General features: G+C 32.2%; 15 protein-coding genes and 1 tRNA gene. 6 read left to right on the forward strand and 10 right to left on the reverse strand.

Annotation, left to right across the window (positions count from 1 at the left end):
- Nucleotides 1–3: 3 nt before the first annotated feature.
- The 3 genes from J2W95_RS08515 to J2W95_RS08525 form a co-directional block, all read right to left on the reverse strand.
- The gene (locus J2W95_RS08515; RefSeq protein WP_310005918.1) at nucleotides 4–1683 is read right to left on the reverse strand and encodes a DUF6909 family protein; all 1680 of its coding nucleotides are present in this window, start codon (nucleotides 1681–1683) and stop codon (nucleotides 4–6) included.
- Nucleotides 1684–1718: 35 nt separating this feature from the next.
- Complete coding sequence (locus J2W95_RS08520) at nucleotides 1719–3206, reverse strand: GH3 auxin-responsive promoter family protein (RefSeq protein ID WP_310005920.1); 1488 nt, start codon at nucleotides 3204–3206, stop codon at nucleotides 1719–1721.
- A gap of 64 nt (nucleotides 3207–3270) precedes the next feature.
- Nucleotides 3271–3774: a peptidase gene (locus J2W95_RS08525; RefSeq protein WP_310005922.1), complete on the reverse strand. Its 504-nt coding sequence runs from the start codon at nucleotides 3772–3774 to the stop codon at nucleotides 3271–3273.
- 211 nt (nucleotides 3775–3985) lie between these two features.
- Here J2W95_RS08525 and J2W95_RS08530 point away from each other — a divergent pair, with 211 nt between their 5' ends.
- Complete coding sequence (locus tag J2W95_RS08530) at nucleotides 3986–4159, forward strand: Sec-independent protein translocase subunit TatA/TatB (protein WP_310005924.1); 174 nt, start codon at nucleotides 3986–3988, stop codon at nucleotides 4157–4159.
- A 198-nt stretch (nucleotides 4160–4357) separates the two neighbouring features.
- Here J2W95_RS08530 and J2W95_RS08535 read toward each other — a convergent pair whose 3' ends face one another.
- From J2W95_RS08535 to J2W95_RS08545, 3 genes are all read right to left on the reverse strand, one after another.
- A complete protein-coding gene (locus J2W95_RS08535; RefSeq protein ID WP_310005926.1) occupies nucleotides 4358–5785 on the reverse strand; it encodes an alginate export family protein in 1428 nt (475 codons plus the stop codon).
- Nucleotides 5786–6101: 316 nt separating this feature from the next.
- On the reverse strand, nucleotides 6102–6806 hold the full coding sequence (locus tag J2W95_RS08540) for a Crp/Fnr family transcriptional regulator (protein WP_310005928.1): 705 nt from the start codon (nucleotides 6804–6806) through the stop codon (nucleotides 6102–6104).
- A gap of 422 nt (nucleotides 6807–7228) precedes the next feature.
- Complete coding sequence (locus tag J2W95_RS08545; RefSeq protein WP_310005930.1) at nucleotides 7229–9352, reverse strand: Tex family protein; 2124 nt, start codon at nucleotides 9350–9352, stop codon at nucleotides 7229–7231.
- Nucleotides 9353–9439: 87 nt separating this feature from the next.
- Between J2W95_RS08545 and J2W95_RS08550 the strand changes: the two genes are divergently transcribed.
- A complete protein-coding gene (locus J2W95_RS08550) occupies nucleotides 9440–9715 on the forward strand; it encodes a DUF1294 domain-containing protein (protein ID WP_310005932.1) in 276 nt (91 codons plus the stop codon).
- Nucleotides 9716–9783: 68 nt separating this feature from the next.
- Here the strand turns inward: J2W95_RS08550 and rpiB are convergent, their stop codons facing one another.
- Both rpiB and J2W95_RS08560 read right to left on the reverse strand, forming a co-directional pair.
- Nucleotides 9784–10215 (reverse strand): ribose 5-phosphate isomerase B, encoded by a 432-nt coding sequence (rpiB, locus tag J2W95_RS08555; RefSeq protein ID WP_310005935.1) that lies wholly within the window; start codon nucleotides 10213–10215, stop codon nucleotides 9784–9786.
- 736 nt (nucleotides 10216–10951) lie between these two features.
- A complete protein-coding gene (locus J2W95_RS08560; RefSeq protein ID WP_310005937.1) occupies nucleotides 10952–11185 on the reverse strand; it encodes a DUF2007 domain-containing protein in 234 nt (77 codons plus the stop codon).
- 107 nt (nucleotides 11186–11292) lie between these two features.
- On the opposite strand from J2W95_RS08560, the gene rnr reads away from it, so the two are divergent.
- From rnr to J2W95_RS08575, 3 genes are read left to right on the forward strand one after another with little or no spacing between them, the layout of a single operon-like run.
- Nucleotides 11293–13473 carry a ribonuclease R gene (rnr, locus tag J2W95_RS08565; RefSeq protein ID WP_310005939.1) on the forward strand — a complete coding sequence of 727 codons (2181 nt, stop codon included), beginning with the start codon at nucleotides 11293–11295 and terminating at the stop codon, nucleotides 13471–13473.
- Nucleotides 13474–13511: 38 nt separating this feature from the next.
- Nucleotides 13512–14177: a head GIN domain-containing protein gene (locus J2W95_RS08570; RefSeq protein WP_310005941.1), complete on the forward strand. Its 666-nt coding sequence runs from the start codon at nucleotides 13512–13514 to the stop codon at nucleotides 14175–14177.
- Nucleotides 14178–14211: 34 nt separating this feature from the next.
- Complete coding sequence (locus tag J2W95_RS08575) at nucleotides 14212–14892, forward strand: LysE family translocator (RefSeq protein WP_310005943.1); 681 nt, start codon at nucleotides 14212–14214, stop codon at nucleotides 14890–14892.
- A 320-nt stretch (nucleotides 14893–15212) separates the two neighbouring features.
- Here the strand turns inward: J2W95_RS08575 and J2W95_RS08580 are convergent.
- Both J2W95_RS08580 and folB read right to left on the reverse strand, forming a co-directional pair.
- Nucleotides 15213–15286: transfer RNA gene (locus J2W95_RS08580), tRNA-Cys, on the reverse strand.
- Nucleotides 15287–15371: 85 nt separating this feature from the next.
- Nucleotides 15372–15740 (reverse strand): dihydroneopterin aldolase, encoded by a 369-nt coding sequence (gene folB, locus J2W95_RS08585; protein ID WP_310005945.1) that lies wholly within the window; start codon nucleotides 15738–15740, stop codon nucleotides 15372–15374.
- Between the two features lie 238 nt (nucleotides 15741–15978).
- Here folB and J2W95_RS08590 point away from each other — a divergent pair, with 238 nt between their 5' ends.
- Nucleotides 15979–18075, forward strand: a complete 2097-nt coding sequence (locus J2W95_RS08590; RefSeq protein WP_310005947.1) for a glutamine--tRNA ligase/YqeY domain fusion protein — start codon at nucleotides 15979–15981, stop codon at nucleotides 18073–18075.
- The last annotated feature ends 283 nt before the right edge of the window (nucleotides 18076–18358 follow it).

Consider the following 18358-nt stretch of genomic DNA (forward strand, 5'->3'; position numbering starts at 1 on the left):
ATTTTATTTAATATTAAAAATTTGTTCCAATATTTTAATCGTAATCAGATACGTAGGTTTTACCCCAGTGGTTCCCAATCCTCCAGATGCCAATGTACTTCCTGTTTCTAATGGATTATCCGAAGCATAATAAGCATAGCGTACTTTGATGTCGTGAGGAACACTTTTTCTGATTTTGGAAGCCGATTGAATCGCTTTTTGGTAATAGGAACCTTCCATTTCCAACCCTATAACACCCCAAGTGGATTCGTGAAAGAACTTCAATAAATCCCTATTTTGCAATGATGTTCCAAGAACGGTAACCATTGGCCCTGCAAAAATTGCGATGTCATTGCCTTCAAACATTTCGGCAGTCAATTCATTTTCGAAGAAATAATTATCAGCAGTTCCTTCATTGATATGGGCATTTGGAATCATAATGTCTCCTTTTCCACCTTCCAGAATTCCTGCTTTCCCCATAATCGAAACCGATTTTACGTTAAGTAAAGTGTCTTTCTTATAGGGCTTCAATAATTCGTCTATTGTTTCATAAGCTTGTTCGCCAAAGGCATAATCCATAACAATAAGAACTGGTTTTTTCTCTTCTAAATCTGCCTTTGGAAAGGATGATTTAGACCAATCTATTTTGGCAGTATCAAAAATTTGAACATCTATATTGGTTCCAGAAGTATCTGGAAGAAAAATCATTCCTTGCTTCAAAGCAACAGTTTCTACTTGGCTACGAAGCTCCTTCGCCCCCGACTTACTCAATTCTTCATACATAAAGAAATCAGATTTGTCTTTGAATTTTGTTTTCAAAATAGGAGTTGCAAATATCGAATTCATCACTGAGTGCATATTGGCACTAATCACGTGAATTGGTCTATCTAAAAGTTGGTTCGCTTTCAAAACTTCCTTAATATTAGTTGCCCAAACTTCTCCGTGAATATGATGTCCCAAACGCTCTCTCAAAATAGGACTGAACGTAATGGTTCTTTTATTATTCTCAACAACTTCTTCTATAGCCAATTTTCCCAACCAATAAATCACGTGCAAAAAACGATCAGGAGCCGCTTCGGTTCCAAAGGCATCGTAAATATCCAAAACTTCCTCGAAGGTTCTTCCTAGAATATTAGCGGCATGGGAAATGGCCTTTTCTTTTTCTATCAGAGTCAATTTTTTACTTTGAGATACAGCTATTTCCAGTTTTGTCCAATCACGGGAAACTTCACCTGCATCATCTAGTAAAATTCTATTTTTAATTTTATGAGATTCAATAAAAATAAACGTCAAATGGGTCAGAATATCATAAATATCTGATCGTCCACGGGTGATTTCAACGTTCATTTGTTCTTCGTCAATTCGATAGCAGTTTCGACGTCTTTTTGGCGGTACTATAGCTTTAAAATGTGATTTCGAATACCCCTCATCCGAGGTTAAGTTAATGAATCGACACTCTTCAATTCCTGTCGGAAGACGTTCAATAACGTATAAAAGTCCATTTAATTCTACTTTCTCTTCTGCTATATTTCCATAAATTTCAGGTCTTAAGGCCAACAATGCTTCTCTTAATGTGTCCCCAGAAATTCCCATCGGTTTGTAAAATCCTCTATTGAAAAGATGACGCATCGTGATGTACATTTTTTCAATAGCTGCTGATGATTCTTGTGCTCTGGATCTAGATATATTTTTAGTTTCTTTCATGCTTATATTCTTTAATACCCTCAAATGTATTGTTTTTATTTTTGGTTTAAAACACTTACAATACTCCTATCATTAGAAAGTCTAGGGATTTTATTCTGCCCGCCTAATTTTCCAATGGATTTCATGTAGTCCTGAAAACCATTTTTGGATACTTTGGTAATAACTAGTTTTTTTAGAACATGTCCCACAATCAAATCGTCATAATAAATATTTTGTTTTCGCATGGCATTATCTAGTGCTTCCGCAAAAGCGTTACTGTTGTCTGGTTCATTTTCAAATTCGATAAACCATTCATGATATGGCAAACCTTCAGGAGGTGTGATTTGTGGAGCAACGGTAAATTCATTGACACTTACATTTGTTCCTTCCATCACTTCCTGCAAAGCGCTTTCGACTTCTTTCCCGATAACGTGTTCGCCAAAAGCCGAGATATAATGTTTAATTCGACCCGAAACTATAACTCGATACGGTTTCAGAGAAGTAAACTGAACGGTATCTCCAATGTTGTAACCCCAAAGTCCAGCATTGGTCGAAATAATCAAAACATAATTAACTCCCAATTCCACTTCGCCAATAGTATATCGTTTTGGCTTTTCGGTGAAAAAATCTTCGCTTTTTATAAATTCGTAAAAGATTCCGGAATTTAGCAACAGTAACATTCCTTTTTCTTTTTGGGAATCCTGATAAGCAAAGAAACCTTCCGAGGCTGGAAACAGTTCGATGCTGTGCACTTTCCGTCCAATAAGATTTTCGAATTTGGCTCGATATGGTTCATAATTTACACCTCCGTAAATAAACAAATTGAAGTTTTTAAAAATCTCACCAACTGGCTTTCCTGCTCTTTGCTGTAATTTTTCAAAATACATTTGGACCCATGACGGAATTCCAGAAATTATGGTCATATCCTCGTTGATAGTTTCCTCAACAATGGCATTTACTTTGGTTTCCCAATCTTCGATACAATTGGTTTCCCAAGACGGTAATCGGTTTTTTTGCAAATATTTTGGAACAAAATGCGCAACAATTCCAGACAATCGCCCTAATTGAATTCCATTTTTTTCTTCCAAAATAGGACTTCCTTGCAAAAAAATCATTTTACCGTTTACAAAATCGGCATTTTGGGTTTCATGGATATAAAGTAAAATGGCATTTCTTGCTGCTTCAACATGAAAAGGCATTGATTCTTTGGTCAATGGAATGTATTTAGCTCCTGAAGTTGTTCCTGAAGTTTTGGCAAAATAAAGCGGTTTTCCTTTCCAAAGTATATTTTCTTCCCCTTTTACCACTCTATCTACATAGGGCTTCAAAGCTTCGTAATCACGAATGGGAACTTGTTTTGCAAAATCTTCATACGTTTTTATTTGGTCAAAATAATGGTCTATCCCAAATTGAGTTTTTTGGGCATCATGTATTAAACTTTGGAAAACAGCTTTCTGGGTTTCAATGGGAGAACTAGCCCAAGCTTGCGTTTTTTTATATATTCTTTGTGCAAATATTTTTGCTGCAATCGATTTTAATGACATTCTTTTGGCCTTTATTTAAAATTGTAGTGTTCTTTATTTAATTCCGAAGTTATCAGATTATTTTTTAGTTTTTTGGCTTTCCCTTTGGGGAGACTGGATGAGTATTCTCTTCATTATTAACTCTTTCTCTCAACTCCTTTTCTTTTTGTGTCGGCGATAAATCTATTGGTTCTGCAGTTTCCTCAGCACTTGAAAGTATAGAGTCCTTGTTGAATTTGGCATATTCCAAATCACCGTTCAATACTTTTTGAATCGATTTTATATAAACTTCATTTTTCTTCAAAGCTATTGAAAGTGAATCGGATTTTAAGGCCAAAACTGTAGCATCTCTCTTCAATTGAGAAGAAGAATAGCCTGGTATAAATTCGCGCAAAGGAGTAAAAGCAATCAAAACCGTTGTAATGGAAATCAAAAAAATAGCGCCTAATGAAAGTGAAACAAAAACGCTCATAATGTTTAATTTAAAAGAAAAAATTTCTTCAAAAGTATCTTCATTTAAAATTATTAATCGGTTTTTGATTAATAATCTGTCAAAAAACTTCTTTCTTTTTAATCGATTTCTGGACATGGCATTTCTTTTAATTACAAATATAATAATTTAAAGTGTTGCCAACACTAGCCTCTTTTAAGTAGTTGAATTCCTAACCTCCCAATTTTATAAAATATTTAACGCTGACAAAAGCAAATAAATCAGTCAAAATGAATGTGTATTAAGTTATTCTATATACATTTGCATATTAGATTCATTACAAATTTGCTACGGCATTAAATATTCAATCATGGGAAGATTAGGTCTTACAGAAATCCTCGTTATAGTAGGTATTGTGCTATTACTTTTTGGAGGTAAAAAAATTCCGGAATTAATGAAAGGTTTGGGAAGCGGAATTAAAGAATTTAAAAACGCAGCCAAAGACGATCAATCAGCAGGTAAAAAAGAAGAAGAAGTAAAGTAAGAATTTTATAAAAATTCCTAAATCTTAAATTCCAAATTCCAATATTTATAATGGGGTTTGGAATTTTTTTTAAAAAAACTTTTCAAGAGTTAAAAGGAGTTCGAATTGCTTATTTGGTAACCACGACCTCAACTCAGTAATTAGTATTACAATTGGTGAGTAATCTATAAAAGACTAGATTTAAAGGATTGATTCAATTTACTTTTTGTTTAAAAAATTAGGTTTAATATTCACCATCACATATGCCCATTGCGGTGTCAGATTTGCATTGGCAACATTTTTAACCTGTGCCGATGCCATAGAATTAGTTGCCTGCATAAATGAGTAACCGGCTTCAATATTGATCATCTTGGTGAAGTTATAAGATATTTTCAAATCCAATTCGGTTCCCAAATAACTGTTTTGCTTCCCCCCTGCTCCATTAGACAAAGTGTTCGCGGCTTCGAAACAATGTAAATCTGCAAAAAGTGTCAAGTTATCTCTCAAGTTGTATTTAGTTTTCAAAAAGTAATTTAGCAAACCTTGGGCTCCAAAACCACTTGAAGCATAGAAATAATCCATAGTTCCCCAAAATTTGTGAGGCGTTCCATAAAGCGGATCAAATTGATTATTCTCTGAAGTGGCCGTAACGGCTTTTGTTCCGTCATTTCCTGATAAATAATCAACTCCAGGACCTATAAACAATTTTTTCCCCATCTGCAGAGTCGCAGTAATAGAAGTCAAATCACTACTTAGACTGCGGCCATTTTTATCGTGACCAAATTGATGGTACAAGCTTCCTTCAAATTTCAATTTTCTGGTAGCATTGATATTATAGTAGAAACCGGAAGTGTTACGAGTCCAAATTCCTTGTTCATTTACTTTGGTTACAACAGGCGGAGTTCCCGAAGTCACATTGGTGTATTTATTAAAATTATCGCTTAGGAATAAAAAGGAGATATCACCAAAGAAAAATTTCTTCGCCAAATACAAATATTCCATTGATTTATAATTTGTCCCCAAACCGTTGGTTCCAGCGGTATAACCAGAAGTTGCAGTTGGTACGCCATTATAAATTGTTCCCGCCAATAATTCTTTGTTTTGATTAAAAGCGGCTCCAAAATCGGCTGTCCATCCTTTGTTGGCATACTTCAAAACAACCGCGTCATGGTAACGCGCTTGTTGTAACCAATCAAGTCCTCCTATTACCTTTTGATCATCATAGGAAATCTCTTGGCGACCTATTTTTAAAGATAAATTTTGAATTGAACTTACTGTGTCATTTAATATAATTTCACCCCAAGCTTCGTGTAATTGAATTCCGTTATTATCCGCCGTTGTTGTTTTATTGATGGTTGAAGCGTCTTGTCCCCAAACACGAACATCCTGAACGGCAACAAAAAATTTGAATCTATATCCTGTGAACCCAACATTCAATCTTGTTCTTTGTGAAGTAAAAACAGCTGTCTCTGCGTCTTTTGATTGCAAAGTGCTGTAACCATCTCTAAATTCTGTTCTTGGTCTAAATTGTCCTGTAGCGGTAAACTGTGCGTTAGATGTGTTATAACCAAACAATGTTATGGCCAAACCTAATAGTATCGATTTTGAATTTTTTGTTTTTTGCATTGTGGATGTAATCTTTTGCATGGCAAATTGATTTTGATTAGTGTTAAGCAAATATATATACGTATTAATACTTACTTATTTACTTTTTACAGTCTAAAACCTCTTTTTTGCACGGCAAAAATTATTCTGATAACAACTTATTTACTGCGTTAACGCAAATAATTATTATTAAACCTTATAATCATTGACATTAACAAACACTTAGTTTTCACCTAAATTACTTACTTAGAAAACAATCATTAAAACTTTTTTATCCAAAAACTAAAAAACGACGTTTACTTCCACAAAAAAAGCCCCAGAAGGGCTTAATAAATTCAAAGTTCAAATCTAAAACTACTTATACATACTTATGTTCCATAATTTCCGATTTCATTTTATTGATTTGTTGCAATCCTATTTTCTTACCAACCGTTTTAATTAATGTTTCTCTCTTCAAACTCGAAATCACACGGGTAACCTGTTCTTCGGTTGTTCCTGCAAAATCAGCAATTTCTTTTCGGGACAAATCGAGATTAATCAATTCATTCGTTTGGCCAAATTTTCTATGAATGTATAATAAGGTATCGATCACGCGCTCTCTCACATTCATGTGGGCAATTTTCCGAATGTTGTTCTCGCTCTTGTTCAATTCTTCAGCATAAAAAAGCATCATATCATAAGTGAATTCGGGAACGTTTCTAAGAATGTCGAGCATCACTTCGTTGTTGAAATTGCACAAAACCGTATCTTCCAGAGCATAAGCGCCTATCAAATACCGATTGCTCGTCCCAAATCCCCTGAAACCAACCGTGTCCCCATTCGTAGTAAACCGAACAATTTGTTCCCTGCCATTGATTCCTGTTTTTACCGTTTTCACCTTTCCCTTTTGTACAAAATAAAGCCCCTGAATCGGTGCCCCCTCTATAATGAACTGCTGTGCCTTCTTGCAGGTAAAACTATGTTTCTTTTCAATATAACTTTGCATGTTGGACAAATGAATATGCTTTTTGATAAAACAATTTTCATTACTACAACTGTTGCAAATAGCTTGATTCTCTTTCATCTGTAGTTATTTATTATTGTTTTTAAGTGTTTGCGGTAAACGAAATATTTAATCCAATGAATACATCTTGGTTAAATAACAAAATCAGTAAAAATTATACTGTAACTGTCTTTATTTGAAGTAAATGTATAGGTTTTTCGCAATAAATGGTAATTGACTCAAGCCGACAAGTCAAGTCATCAGCTCAAAAAAAGAGTCGTTTTTTATTCATTTTTTATAAATGAACCCGAAAAAATGACGTCAATTATCATTTCATCTACTTAGAGTCGGTGCTTTTTGGATATTCGCAATTCTTTACAAATAAGTAAAAATACGTAGTTTTTTGTAATTTGTAGTTTTTTACTGAAACAAAAATCCCAATCCAAGAGAATTTGGATTGGGATTTTGCAATTATGATTCTATTTGGATTCTTAACTTTGAGTTTAAATAACCATCGTCAACTGAATACGTTTTCTATCTTCATCAACCTCCGTCACTTTAACCTGAACGTGTTGATGTAATTTGACAACCTCATTTACATCGCTCACAAAACCGGCTTTGAGTTGGGAAATATGAACCAAACCACTTTCTTTGATTCCGATATCGACAAAACATCCAAAATTGGTAATGTTATTCACAATTCCAGGTAAAATCATACCTGTTCTAACGTCTTTTATTGATTTTACATTTGGGTCAAATTCAAAAACAGTCGCTGCTTTCCTTGGATCTAATCCCGGTTTTTCTAACTCTTTAATGATGTCTTTCAAGGTCAAAACTCCAATATCGGGCGTAATGTAATTTTCAGGTTTTATTAAAGCTGTTTTCTCTTTGTTTGCAATCAAATCATTTACCGTTATTTTTAAATCTTTGGCCATCCTTTCAACAATAGCATACGCTTCGGGATGAACAGCCGAATTGTCCAAAGGATTTTTCGCATTCGAAATTCTGATAAAAGCGACTCCTTGTTGGTAAGCTTTGTCACCCAAACGAGGCACTTTTTTGAGTTGTTTTCTGTCTGTAAATGGTCCATTTTCTGAACGGTAGGCTACAATATTTTCAGCCAACTTCTCACCTATTCCACTCACGTAACCTAATAAATGCTTGCTCGCCGTGTTGATGTTTATCCCCACAGAGTTCACGCAACGAATAACTGTAGAATCTAATTCTTCCTTAAGTTTGTTTTGGTCCACGTCATGTTGGTATTGCCCAACTCCAATCGCTTTTGGATCAATTTTTACCAATTCGGCCAAAGGATCTGAAAGTCTTCTCCCGATAGAAACCGATCCACGAACCGTAACATCATAATTAGGAAACTCCTCTCTCGCAATCTTCGAAGCCGAATATACCGAAGCCCCAGCTTCCGAAACAATAAATACTTGTAAAGGTTTATCAAAAGCAATTTTCTTGATGAAGAATTCCGTTTCTCTCGAAGCCGTTCCGTTTCCAATCGATATTGCATCTATTTGATAGGCATTGACCATCGAACGAATTTTTTTTATCGCCATTGCTTCCTCCTTTTGTGGCGCGTGCGGATAAATGGTTTCATTGTACAATAAATCTCCTTTTTCATCCAAACAAACGACTTTACAACCTGAGCGAAATCCCGGATCAATTGCCAAAATTCTTTTTTCTCCCAATGGTGGAGCCAATAACAACTGCCCTAAATTATTAGCAAACACCTGAATCGAATTGGCATCAGCTTTTGCTTTTGCTTCCTGCAAAGCTTCATTTGATATCGCAGGATTCAACAAACGTTTGTAACTGTCCTCAATCGCTAATTGAATATGTGGCGTCGTACTGTTATCCCCTTTTATAATTAATTCGTCAATAATATCGTAAGCATCATCCAACTCCACATCAACTTTGAACTTGATGAAACCTTCATTTTCTGCTCGCATGATGGCTAGTAAACGATGCGATGGAGCTTTAGTCAAAGGCTCTGCCCATTCAAAATATTGATTGAATTTTTGGGCACCTTCCTCCTCTTTTTTTGACTTAACAACTTTGGTTGTGATTATCGCTTTACGTTCAAACAATCTTCTCAATTGTTTACGAACATAAATATTTTCATTAATCCATTCAGCGATAATATCCCTAGCGCCTTGTAAAGCAGATTCTTCATTGATTACATTTTCATTCAGATATTGCGTTGCCAAGAAATCAACATCATCTTTGCTTTGCGCCATAATTATTTTCGCCAAAGGTTCCAATCCGTTCTCTCTTGCCACGTCGGCTTTGGTTCTTTTTTTCTTTTTATATGGCAGATAAAAATCTTCCAATTCCTGTAAATCAAAACTTTGTTGGATTTTTTTCTCCAATTCCGGAGTCAAAGCATTTTGCTCCTGAATGGATTTTAAAATCGCTTCTTTTCGTTTTACAATCGTTTCATATTCCTTTTGAAATTTTGCAATTTGCTCAATAAAAACTTCATCTAAGTTTCCGGTTTTGTCTTTTCGATATCTCGAGATAAATGGAATCGTGCAGTCTTCTTGCAATAATTGAACTGTGTTTTGAATATTGATTGTTGCAGTTGCAACAAACTTTGAAATGAATTGTAAGTTGGTCATTGTGAATTTCTGTTTAAAAAGGAATCTTTTTCTTTGAAAAAAAGAGATGCTAAAATACTATCTTTAAACTTTAATTGAACTCCAATTATGATTTTATTATATTCTTTTTTAGCCATTAATTTAATCGCTTTTGTATTAATAGGCTACGACAAACAATTAGCCATTAAAAACAAAAATAGAATTTCAGAAAAAACACTTTTAGTCTGGGTGGCACTTGGTGGAACAATTGGATCATCGCTTGCGATGTCGGTTTTTCGACACAAAACAGCAAAAACAAGCTATTTGTTGAAATTTTTCGGAATAATCTTTGTCCAGATTTTAACCATTATCGCCTTGTTTCATTTTGATTTAATATCATTATAAAACAAAAAAAGCCCAGTTTTTAACTGAGCTTATACTAAATATTTGGTGCGAAGCACCGCGCTTTTTTTTTATTGACAAGCGATTTTATTCACTCTGTTTTGGTGTCTTCCTCCTTCAAATTCAGTTTCTAAAAACGTCTCTACAATTTCAATTGCTTGTTGAATAGACGTATATCTTGCTGGAATACTCACAATATTAGCATCATTATGCAAACGGGTCAAATAAGCAATCTCTTTAGTCCAGCACAAACCAGCACGAACGCCAGCATGTTTATTAACAGTCATTGCAATTCCGTTTCCGCTACCGCAAATAACAATACCAAAATCAGCTTTTCCTTCCTCAACATCAGTTGCTACAGGATGCCCAAAATCAGGATAATCTACAGATGCTTCTGAATCGGTTCCATAATTAGTAACTACATGTCCCTTTGATTCCAAATATTGAACAATTGCTTTTTTATAATCTGGTCCTGCGTGGTCATTTCCTATTGAAATTTTCATTTTTTTTGTATTAGATTTTGAATTGCAAATTTAGCCAAAGTATTTTATATATAAAGAAAAAAGCTCTTATCACTTTACATTAATGATTAGGTAATGAAAGAAGGTAAAATAGAATTTTTAAATAACATATAACTCTCTGATTACAAGAAATTTTGGAGTTTATTAACATTTTTATAAATACACAATAGTCTGCAAATCAATAGACAGAATGAAATTATAATGTTAATATTTTGCATTGTTAATAGTAAAACATAACTACTTGATATTCAGTTAACCTTAATTTAACAAAAACTGTTCATAACTTTGGATAGAATTTTAGAAGTTTTTTGAGTTTGTAAAGAAAAAATAAGTAATCCAAAACTGATATTAGAAATCCAAATAAAGTTTGGATAATTTTTAGAAAAGTTATCAATACTTAAAATTAGTTTTTCAACAAGAAAACAAAATTCACTTATTTACAATTTATATAATTTTTGAATTGTTAACAGTTGTTAACTAATCTTAAAAATATCTTAAAAACCAATAATTTAAATCAAAACAACTATGTTAATAACTCAATATAAAAACCTAAAACTACATTTCAATACAATTTTTTAGAAATTTATAGCAACTATTAACAAGCTATAATAACCATAAATAATTAATTTAAATTTAAATTTTCTTTTTGTTGTATTTAATATATGTTGACAACTTTGAAATTTGAAAACAAAAAAATGAGTTTAAAATTTGAAAGTTTTTAAACGACCGATAATTTGGAATTCAAATTGTCTAATATTTCTTGAACTTGTTCGAAATCGTTTGGATGTATTTTTAGTTGGATTCCACCGTAGGCAAAGCTTGCCAATGGGTCAATGGAGACGATATGTTCATTTTCGAAAAAATAATGAATTTCTTCCTGATCCAAAATATGTCTAAGTACCACAATTTCATGTGGATAGTTAAAAATAGCAATCGTTTTAAATCCTTTCATTTTGAATTTTTTATAAATGTAGTAAAGTTATAATTAGTTTAAAACTCTAGGCAGAATAAGGAATAGTGGATACAATTTTGTAATTTTAGACTTTTAAGAAAAGATACATGAGTAAAAGATTAAGAAAGCCGATAAAGAAAGAGAAAGATTTCTCAGATAAAATTATAAAAATATTATCTCAAAGTGCTAATAAAGCCTTTAATTATAAGCAAATAGGAGCTAAATTAGAATTAGATGACACCCAAAGCCGAAATCAAATCATAAAAGATTTAAAGATTTTGGCAGCTTCAAAAAAAATTATAGAATCAGAACCTGGCAAATATTTGATAAAAGCTGCCAGCAAAGAGTATTACGAAGGAACCATTGATATGACTGGCCGTAAAAGCGCCTATTTTATTTGTCCTGAATTTGAGGAAGATGTTTTTATTCCAACAAACAATTTGAACCATGCTTTAGACAAAGACAAAGTAAAAGTATATGTTTATAACAAAAGAAGCGGTAGAAGAGCTGAAGGTGAAGTCATTGAAGTAATCGAAAGATACAAAACTGATTTCGTTGGAGTTATTGATATTCAAAAGAATTTCTCTTTTGTGTCAACTGCGAATCCGAAAATGTACACTGATATTTTTATTCCAAAGGATAAAATAGGGGAGGCCGAGCAAGGAGATGTAGTTTTGGTCCATATTGAAGATTGGCCAGCAAGAGCCGACAGTCCTTTTGGAAAAGTGGTGAAAGTACTTGGAAAACCAGGAGAACACGATACTGAAATTCATGCAATTTTAGCAGAATATGGTTTACCTGCAGAGTTTCCTATTGAAGTGGAAACGTTTGCCCAAAAAATTGATACTTCGATTGAAGCAAGTGAAATTGCGAAACGTCGTGATATGCGTGATACGCTGACTTTTACAATTGATCCAAAAGATGCTAAAGATTTTGATGATGCTTTATCTTTCAAACAATTAGAAAATGGTAATTATGAAATTGGAATTCACATTGCCGATGTTTCTTATTATTTGGAAGAAGGGACCATACTCGATGATGAAGCTTTTCAAAGAGCTACATCGGTTTATTTGGTGGATAGGGTAGTACCAATGTTACCAGAAGTACTTTCTAATTTTGCCTGTTCATTACGTCCTCAAGAAGAAAAATATACGTTCTCGGCTATTTTTGAAATTACAGAAACTAGCAAAGTAGTAAATCAATGGTTTGGAAGAACTGTTATCTTCTCCGATCAGCGTTTTGCTTACGAAGAAGCCCAATACATCATTGAGACGAAAGACAATACTATTCCAGCCGAAACTTCTATTACAGGAAGTTCCTATGTAGTTTCAGATGAAATTGTAGCAGCAACCTTGAAAATGGATCAATTAGCCAAAATATTCAGAAGAAACAGGATGAATGAAGGTGCTATTTCTTTTGATAAAGTAGAAGTAAAATTCAACTTAGATGCTGAAGGAGAACCAGAAGGAGTATATTTTAAAATTTCTAAAGATGCTAATCATTTGATTGAAGAATTTATGTTATTAGCTAATAGAAAAGTGGCCGAATACATTGGTAAACAAAAGAAAACGTTTATTTATAGAATTCACGATGAACCAAATGAAGATAAATTAATAGCAATGCAAAATCTGATTGCTAAGTTTGGTTATAAAATTGATTTCAGAAACAAAGGAGATATTTCTAAGTCACTGAACGCTTTGATGGAAGAAGTGAATGGTAAAAAAGAGCAAAATCTAATTGATACTTTAGCCATTCGATCTATGAGTAAAGCCAAATATTCTACGGATAATATCGGGCATTACGGACTAGCATTTGATTATTATTCTCATTTTACATCTCCTATTCGTCGTTATCCAGATGTTATGGTGCATCGTTTATTGCAGTATTATTTAGATGGAGGGAAATCGGTTGATGAAGAACTATATGAAACCAAATGTCTGCATTCTTCAACTATGGAAGGTTTGGCAACCAACGCCGAAAGAGATTCTATAAAATACATGCAGGTAAAATACATGCAAAACCATAATGATCAAGAATTCCTGGGTGTTATTTCAGGAGTTACTGAATGGGGAATTTATGTTGAAATCATTGAAAACAAATGTGAAGGTATGGTTAGAATTCGTGATATTAAAGAGGATTATTATACTTTCGATGAAAAACAATATGCTTTAGTGGGTGCCAATTCCAATCGATTATTACAGCTTGGCGATGAGATTTATGTAAAAGTAAAAAATGCTGATTTGGTTAAAAAACAATTGGATTTCAATTTTATAAAAAGGAATGAATAAGGTTTTTAAATAAATACTAACAATTAAATTTTATTAAAATGAAAAGAATAGTTCTATTATTTTTTGTTTTTATCGCACAATTCACTTCTGCACAAATAACAATGGTGTTTAAGGATTTTGATGATGTAAAAGTGTTTGATAAACTGAATGTTACTTTAATTGCGTCGAATGAAACAAAAGCCGTAATTACTGGGCCAGAGCAAACTAAAGTGGAAATTGTAAATAAAAAAGGCCTCTTAAAAATAAGAATGCCAATAACAAAAATTCTATCTGGAGACGAAGCACAAATAACCCTATATTTCAAAAAAATCCATACAATTGATGCAAATGAAGGAAGTGTTGTGACTTGTGCTGATACTTTTAAACAAACATCATTGACTTTAAATACCCAAGAAGGTGCAAAGATAACCGTTCCAGTAGATGTCGATAAAGTAATAATTAAAGCTGTTTCAGGCGGTATTGTTACTTTGACAGGTAAAGCGGTCACTCAAACTGTTTCTGTTAATTCTGGGGGTGCTTTAAATGCAAAAGAATTAGAGACTTCCCAAACTACAGTAAGTATTTCTGCAGGAGGTAATGCTGATGTAAATGCAACTACCCTTGTTGATGCCAAAGTGAGTATGGGAGGCACTATTTTTATTTATGGAAACCCGAAAGAAATAAAACAAGAAACTGTTATGGGTGGAACTATAGTTCAGAAATAGTAAATTTGTAACCAATTTTTAAAGTCATTTTTTAATGATAAACGATATTTTAACTGGTATTCCTTGGGGTGTTCTCTTGAGTTTTATGATTGGTCCTGTGTTTTTTATTTTACTTGAAACAAGTATAATAAAAGGATTTAGAGCCGCTTTTGTTTTTGATTTAGGTGTAGTTTTAGGTGATGTTTTTTTTATAATTATTGCTTATTTGGGAAGTTATAGATTGATTCAAAGTTTAAATGATAATTCTTCATTGTTTATTTTTGGAGGTTTTATTATGATGGCTTATGGATTTATTTCTTTTCTGGGAGTCAAAAAAGAGAAGAAAGTAAATACAAAAAATATAGATAATGAGATTATCAAAAAAAATTATTTAGGACTTTTTTTTAAAGGTTTTTTTCTAAATATTATCAATATTGGTGTTCTTGGTTTTTGGTTAGCGGTAATCATTTCGGTAGGTCCAAAATTAGAAATGGAAGCCACTAGGGTATTTACATTTTTTGTTTCTGTTATTGTAACTTATTTGGCCATAGATTGTATAAAAATAGTTTTGGCTAAACAATTAAAACACAAAATGACGCCTACTAATATCTATAAAATAAAAAGAGGAATAAGTGTAGTCCTAATGATTTTTGGAGTAGCTTTAATCTTTCAAGGATGGTTTCCAGAAGAAAAGCAAATGATGAAAAATGCTTTTGAGAAAATAGAAAAAAAGTAGTTTTTATATAAAAAATTTAAGCAAAAGGAACTATAATTGGTTCCTTTTTTTGTGAATAATTTTACTGAATTAAGAGTGAATATTTCTTTATATCTTAAAAAAGTTAAGCATAAAAAGAGATAGATTTTTTATATTGTCTTGAGATATTGTCTTGATTCGAACTCTATTTTTATCTAATTTTTTCTAAAAATTAAACATAAAAAAACGGCTAAAATTACTTTATAGGTTTTTAAGTTTCTGTTCGGATTCGAACTTTATCTTTATCTAATTTTTTCTAAAAATTAAACATAAAAAAAACCTCTAAATTGCTTTAGAGGTTTTGGAGGCATCGTCCGGATTCGAACCGGAGTAGGAGCTTTTGCAGAGCCCAGCCTAGCCGCTCGGCCACGACGCCATTCTTAAACGGATGGCAAAAGTAACTTAAAAATTTATAGTTTAAAAGTTTAAAGTTAACTTTTTTCTGTTTTTTATCAGAATTGTTATAATTTATAATAGCGTTCTTCTTCCATTTCTACCGTAACCGATTCTACATCACCACCTATGGGAGGATTTATTTTTGAAACACCTACTTTTATTTTTGATATAGTTTCGATTTCTGCCAAGGCTCTATCAATGATTCTTTTTGTTACTTGCTCTAGTAAATTGGAACGAATAGCCATTTCTTCTACTACAATCTTATTTAAATGTACATAATCTACAGTATCTTTCAAGTTATCGGACTCAGCAGATTGTCTTAAATTTGCTTTTATTTCTAAATCTACACTGTAATCCGAGCCTATTTTTCCTTCTTCTATCAAACAGCCGTGATATGAAAAAGTGCGTATATTTTTTAATCGTATTGTTCCCATTTTATTCTTTTCAGTAATTATTTTTTTTTTTATAATCGTAATGATTTTAAATTTATATAGTTATAATAACATTCCTTTTCATCGATTTTTACATCTTGAATAACCTCTTTTTTTGTTCCTAAACATTAAGTATTTATACAAATGTATTAAAAATTGGCAACTGTTTTTTCTTTAAAGTCTATTATCTTATTGTCTATTATCTGTCATCTATTTTTTATCTTTGCTAAAATTTATAAAAATGGCATCAGAAGAGAAATCACTTCATTTTATTGAACAAATTATAGAAGACAGTTTAGCAAACGGTTTTTCACAAGATAAATTACGCTTTCGTTTTCCACCAGAACCTAATGGATATTTACATATTGGCCATGCTAAATCTATTTGTTTAAATTTTGGTTTAGGCTTAAAATACAATGCACCAGTAAATCTGCGTTTTGATGATACTAATCCTGCCAAAGAAGAACAAGAATATGTTGATGCTATCAAAGAAGACTTGAAATGGTTGGGTTTCAATTGGTCTGAAGAATTATATTCTTCAGATTATTTCCATCAATTATACGATTGGGCTGTTACTATGATTAAAAATGGTAAAGCTTATGTTGATAGTCAGTCTTCTGAAGATATGGCAATTCAAAAAGGAACACCAACTCAACCTGGAGTAGATGGACCTTATAGAAACCGTTCTATTGAAGAAAATTTAACTCTTTTTGAAGGAATGAAAAATGGAGATTTCCCTGAAGGAAGTCATGTTTTGAGAGCTAAAATTGATATGACATCATCGAATATGTTGATGCGTGATCCTTTGATGTACAGAATATTACACCGTCATCATCATCGTACTGGAAATGAATGGAATATTTACCCTATGTATGATTATGCTCATGGTGAAAGTGATTATATAGAACAAATTTCACATTCTATTTGTACTCTTGAATTTGTAATGCACCGTGAATTATACGATTGGTTTTTGAATCAAATTTATGATGTAAATCAAGTGCGTCCACATCAATATGAGTTTGCTCGTTTGAATTTGAACTATACTGTTATGAGTAAGCGTAAGCTCTTGCAATTGGTACAGGAAAATATAGTTAATGGTTGGGATGATCCTAGAATGCCTACCATTTCAGGTTTAAGAAGACGCGGTTATACTGCAGCTTCTATACGTAAATTCTGTGAAGTTATTGGAGTTGCAAAACGTGAAAATATTATTGATGTTTCACTTTTGGATTTCTGTTTACGTGAAGATTTAAACAAAACAGCTCCAAGAGTTATGGCTGTTTTAGATCCTGTTAAAGTGGTTATTACCAATTATCCAGAAGGAGTAGAGGAGTGGCTTGAAGCTGAAAATAACCAAGAAGATGAATCGGCTGGTTATAGAAAAGTCCCTTTTTCCCGTGAATTATATATCGAAAGAGATGATTTTCTTGAAGTAGCGCCAGCTAAATTTTTCCGATTAAGTATTGGAAATGAAGTGCGCCTTAAAAATGGTTATATCATTAAAGGAGAAAGTGTTACAAAAAATGCTAACGGTATTATTACAGAAATTCAAGTAACTTACGATACTGATTCTTTAAGCGGAAGCGGGAGTGAAGCTAGCAAACGTAAAGTAGCTGGAACATTGCACTGGATTTCAATTTCTCATGCAGTTGAAGCCGAAGTTCGTTTGTATGATCGTTTGTTTATTGATGAAGCGCCAGACAGCCACAAAGAGAAAAGTTTCTTAGAATTTATGAATGCTGAATCTTTACAAATTGCTAAAGGTTTTGTTGAACCGAGTTTATCAGATGCTAAAATTGGTGACCATTTTCAGTTTCAACGTTTGGGTTATTTTGTTGTTGATAAAGATGCAACTGACTCAAAATTAGTATTTAATAAAACAGTTAGTCTTAAAGATGCATGGGAAGAGAAGGATAAAAAAGAAGCTAATCTTTTAATGAACACCCAAAAAGAAATCAATAAATACGTAAAAGAAAAAGACGATAAAAATGCTTCTTTACTTTTAAATGCTATTGTTGATAATATTAAATCAATTGATAATTTTAGTTTGCTTTGTCAAACATTGGTTAAAAACGTGAAGAACGACAATAATTCTTTGTTGTTTGCTAATTTGCTTTTGCATTTTTCTGATAAAGTAAAAACAAATGATATTGACATTGATTTTTTGCATAAATTATATAATATGTCTTTGAAAAGCCAATTAGCTTCGGTTCGTATTTTTGTATTATTAAACATCAAGAAAGATTTGGTTAATAATTCTATTTTTGAAACTCAAATTTTAGAATTGAGGAATGCAGAGAAAAATGAAAAGGTTTTAGAAGTTCTTAATTCAATTTAAATCCTGGTTATAGATTTTATCAATTAAAAGTGCTTTTTATAAAGCACTTTTTTATTATATATAATATTTATAATTTTTAATAAAATAATAATTTTTTATTATTAAAATCAACCTCCATAAATTAAATTTAAGACGTTTTTAATTTTTAAACGTGTTAATTTATATTTTTATAAATTTAATTTATTAGAAGATCTTATTTTGATTTTTTACTTAAAAATTCATTTTTTTTAATTTAAAACACATAATTTAGAATTAACTTATAAAAAAACTGTAGTATAAATTT

The organism is Flavobacterium granuli, from assembly GCF_031456055.1.
Lineage (GTDB): Bacteria > Bacteroidota > Bacteroidia > Flavobacteriales > Flavobacteriaceae > Flavobacterium > Flavobacterium granuli_A.

What these genes read in the sequence shown, in the direction of transcription:
- J2W95_RS08515 (WP_310005918.1), bottom strand. Translation starts at nt 1,683, where the DNA reads ATGAAAGAAACTAAAAATATATCTAGATCCAGAGCACAAGAATCATCA.
- J2W95_RS08520 (WP_310005920.1), bottom strand. Translation starts at nt 3,206, where the DNA reads ATGTCATTAAAATCGATTGCAGCAAAAATATTTGCACAAAGAATATAT.
- J2W95_RS08525 (WP_310005922.1), bottom strand. Translation starts at nt 3,774, where the DNA reads ATGTCCAGAAATCGATTAAAAAGAAAGAAGTTTTTTGACAGATTATTA.
- J2W95_RS08530 (WP_310005924.1), top strand. Translation starts at nt 3,986, where the DNA reads ATGGGAAGATTAGGTCTTACAGAAATCCTCGTTATAGTAGGTATTGTG.
- J2W95_RS08535 (WP_310005926.1), bottom strand. Translation starts at nt 5,785, where the DNA reads ATGCAAAAGATTACATCCACAATGCAAAAAACAAAAAATTCAAAATCG.
- J2W95_RS08540 (WP_310005928.1), bottom strand. Translation starts at nt 6,806, where the DNA reads ATGAAAGAGAATCAAGCTATTTGCAACAGTTGTAGTAATGAAAATTGT.
- J2W95_RS08545 (WP_310005930.1), bottom strand. Translation starts at nt 9,352, where the DNA reads ATGACCAACTTACAATTCATTTCAAAGTTTGTTGCAACTGCAACAATC.
- J2W95_RS08550 (WP_310005932.1), top strand. Translation starts at nt 9,440, where the DNA reads ATGATTTTATTATATTCTTTTTTAGCCATTAATTTAATCGCTTTTGTA.
- rpiB (WP_310005935.1), bottom strand. Translation starts at nt 10,215, where the DNA reads ATGAAAATTTCAATAGGAAATGACCACGCAGGACCAGATTATAAAAAA.
- J2W95_RS08560 (WP_310005937.1), bottom strand. Translation starts at nt 11,185, where the DNA reads ATGAAAGGATTTAAAACGATTGCTATTTTTAACTATCCACATGAAATT.
- rnr (WP_310005939.1), top strand. Translation starts at nt 11,293, where the DNA reads ATGAGTAAAAGATTAAGAAAGCCGATAAAGAAAGAGAAAGATTTCTCA.
- J2W95_RS08570 (WP_310005941.1), top strand. Translation starts at nt 13,512, where the DNA reads ATGAAAAGAATAGTTCTATTATTTTTTGTTTTTATCGCACAATTCACT.
- J2W95_RS08575 (WP_310005943.1), top strand. Translation starts at nt 14,212, where the DNA reads ATGATAAACGATATTTTAACTGGTATTCCTTGGGGTGTTCTCTTGAGT.
- folB (WP_310005945.1), bottom strand. Translation starts at nt 15,740, where the DNA reads ATGGGAACAATACGATTAAAAAATATACGCACTTTTTCATATCACGGC.
- J2W95_RS08590 (WP_310005947.1), top strand. Translation starts at nt 15,979, where the DNA reads ATGGCATCAGAAGAGAAATCACTTCATTTTATTGAACAAATTATAGAA.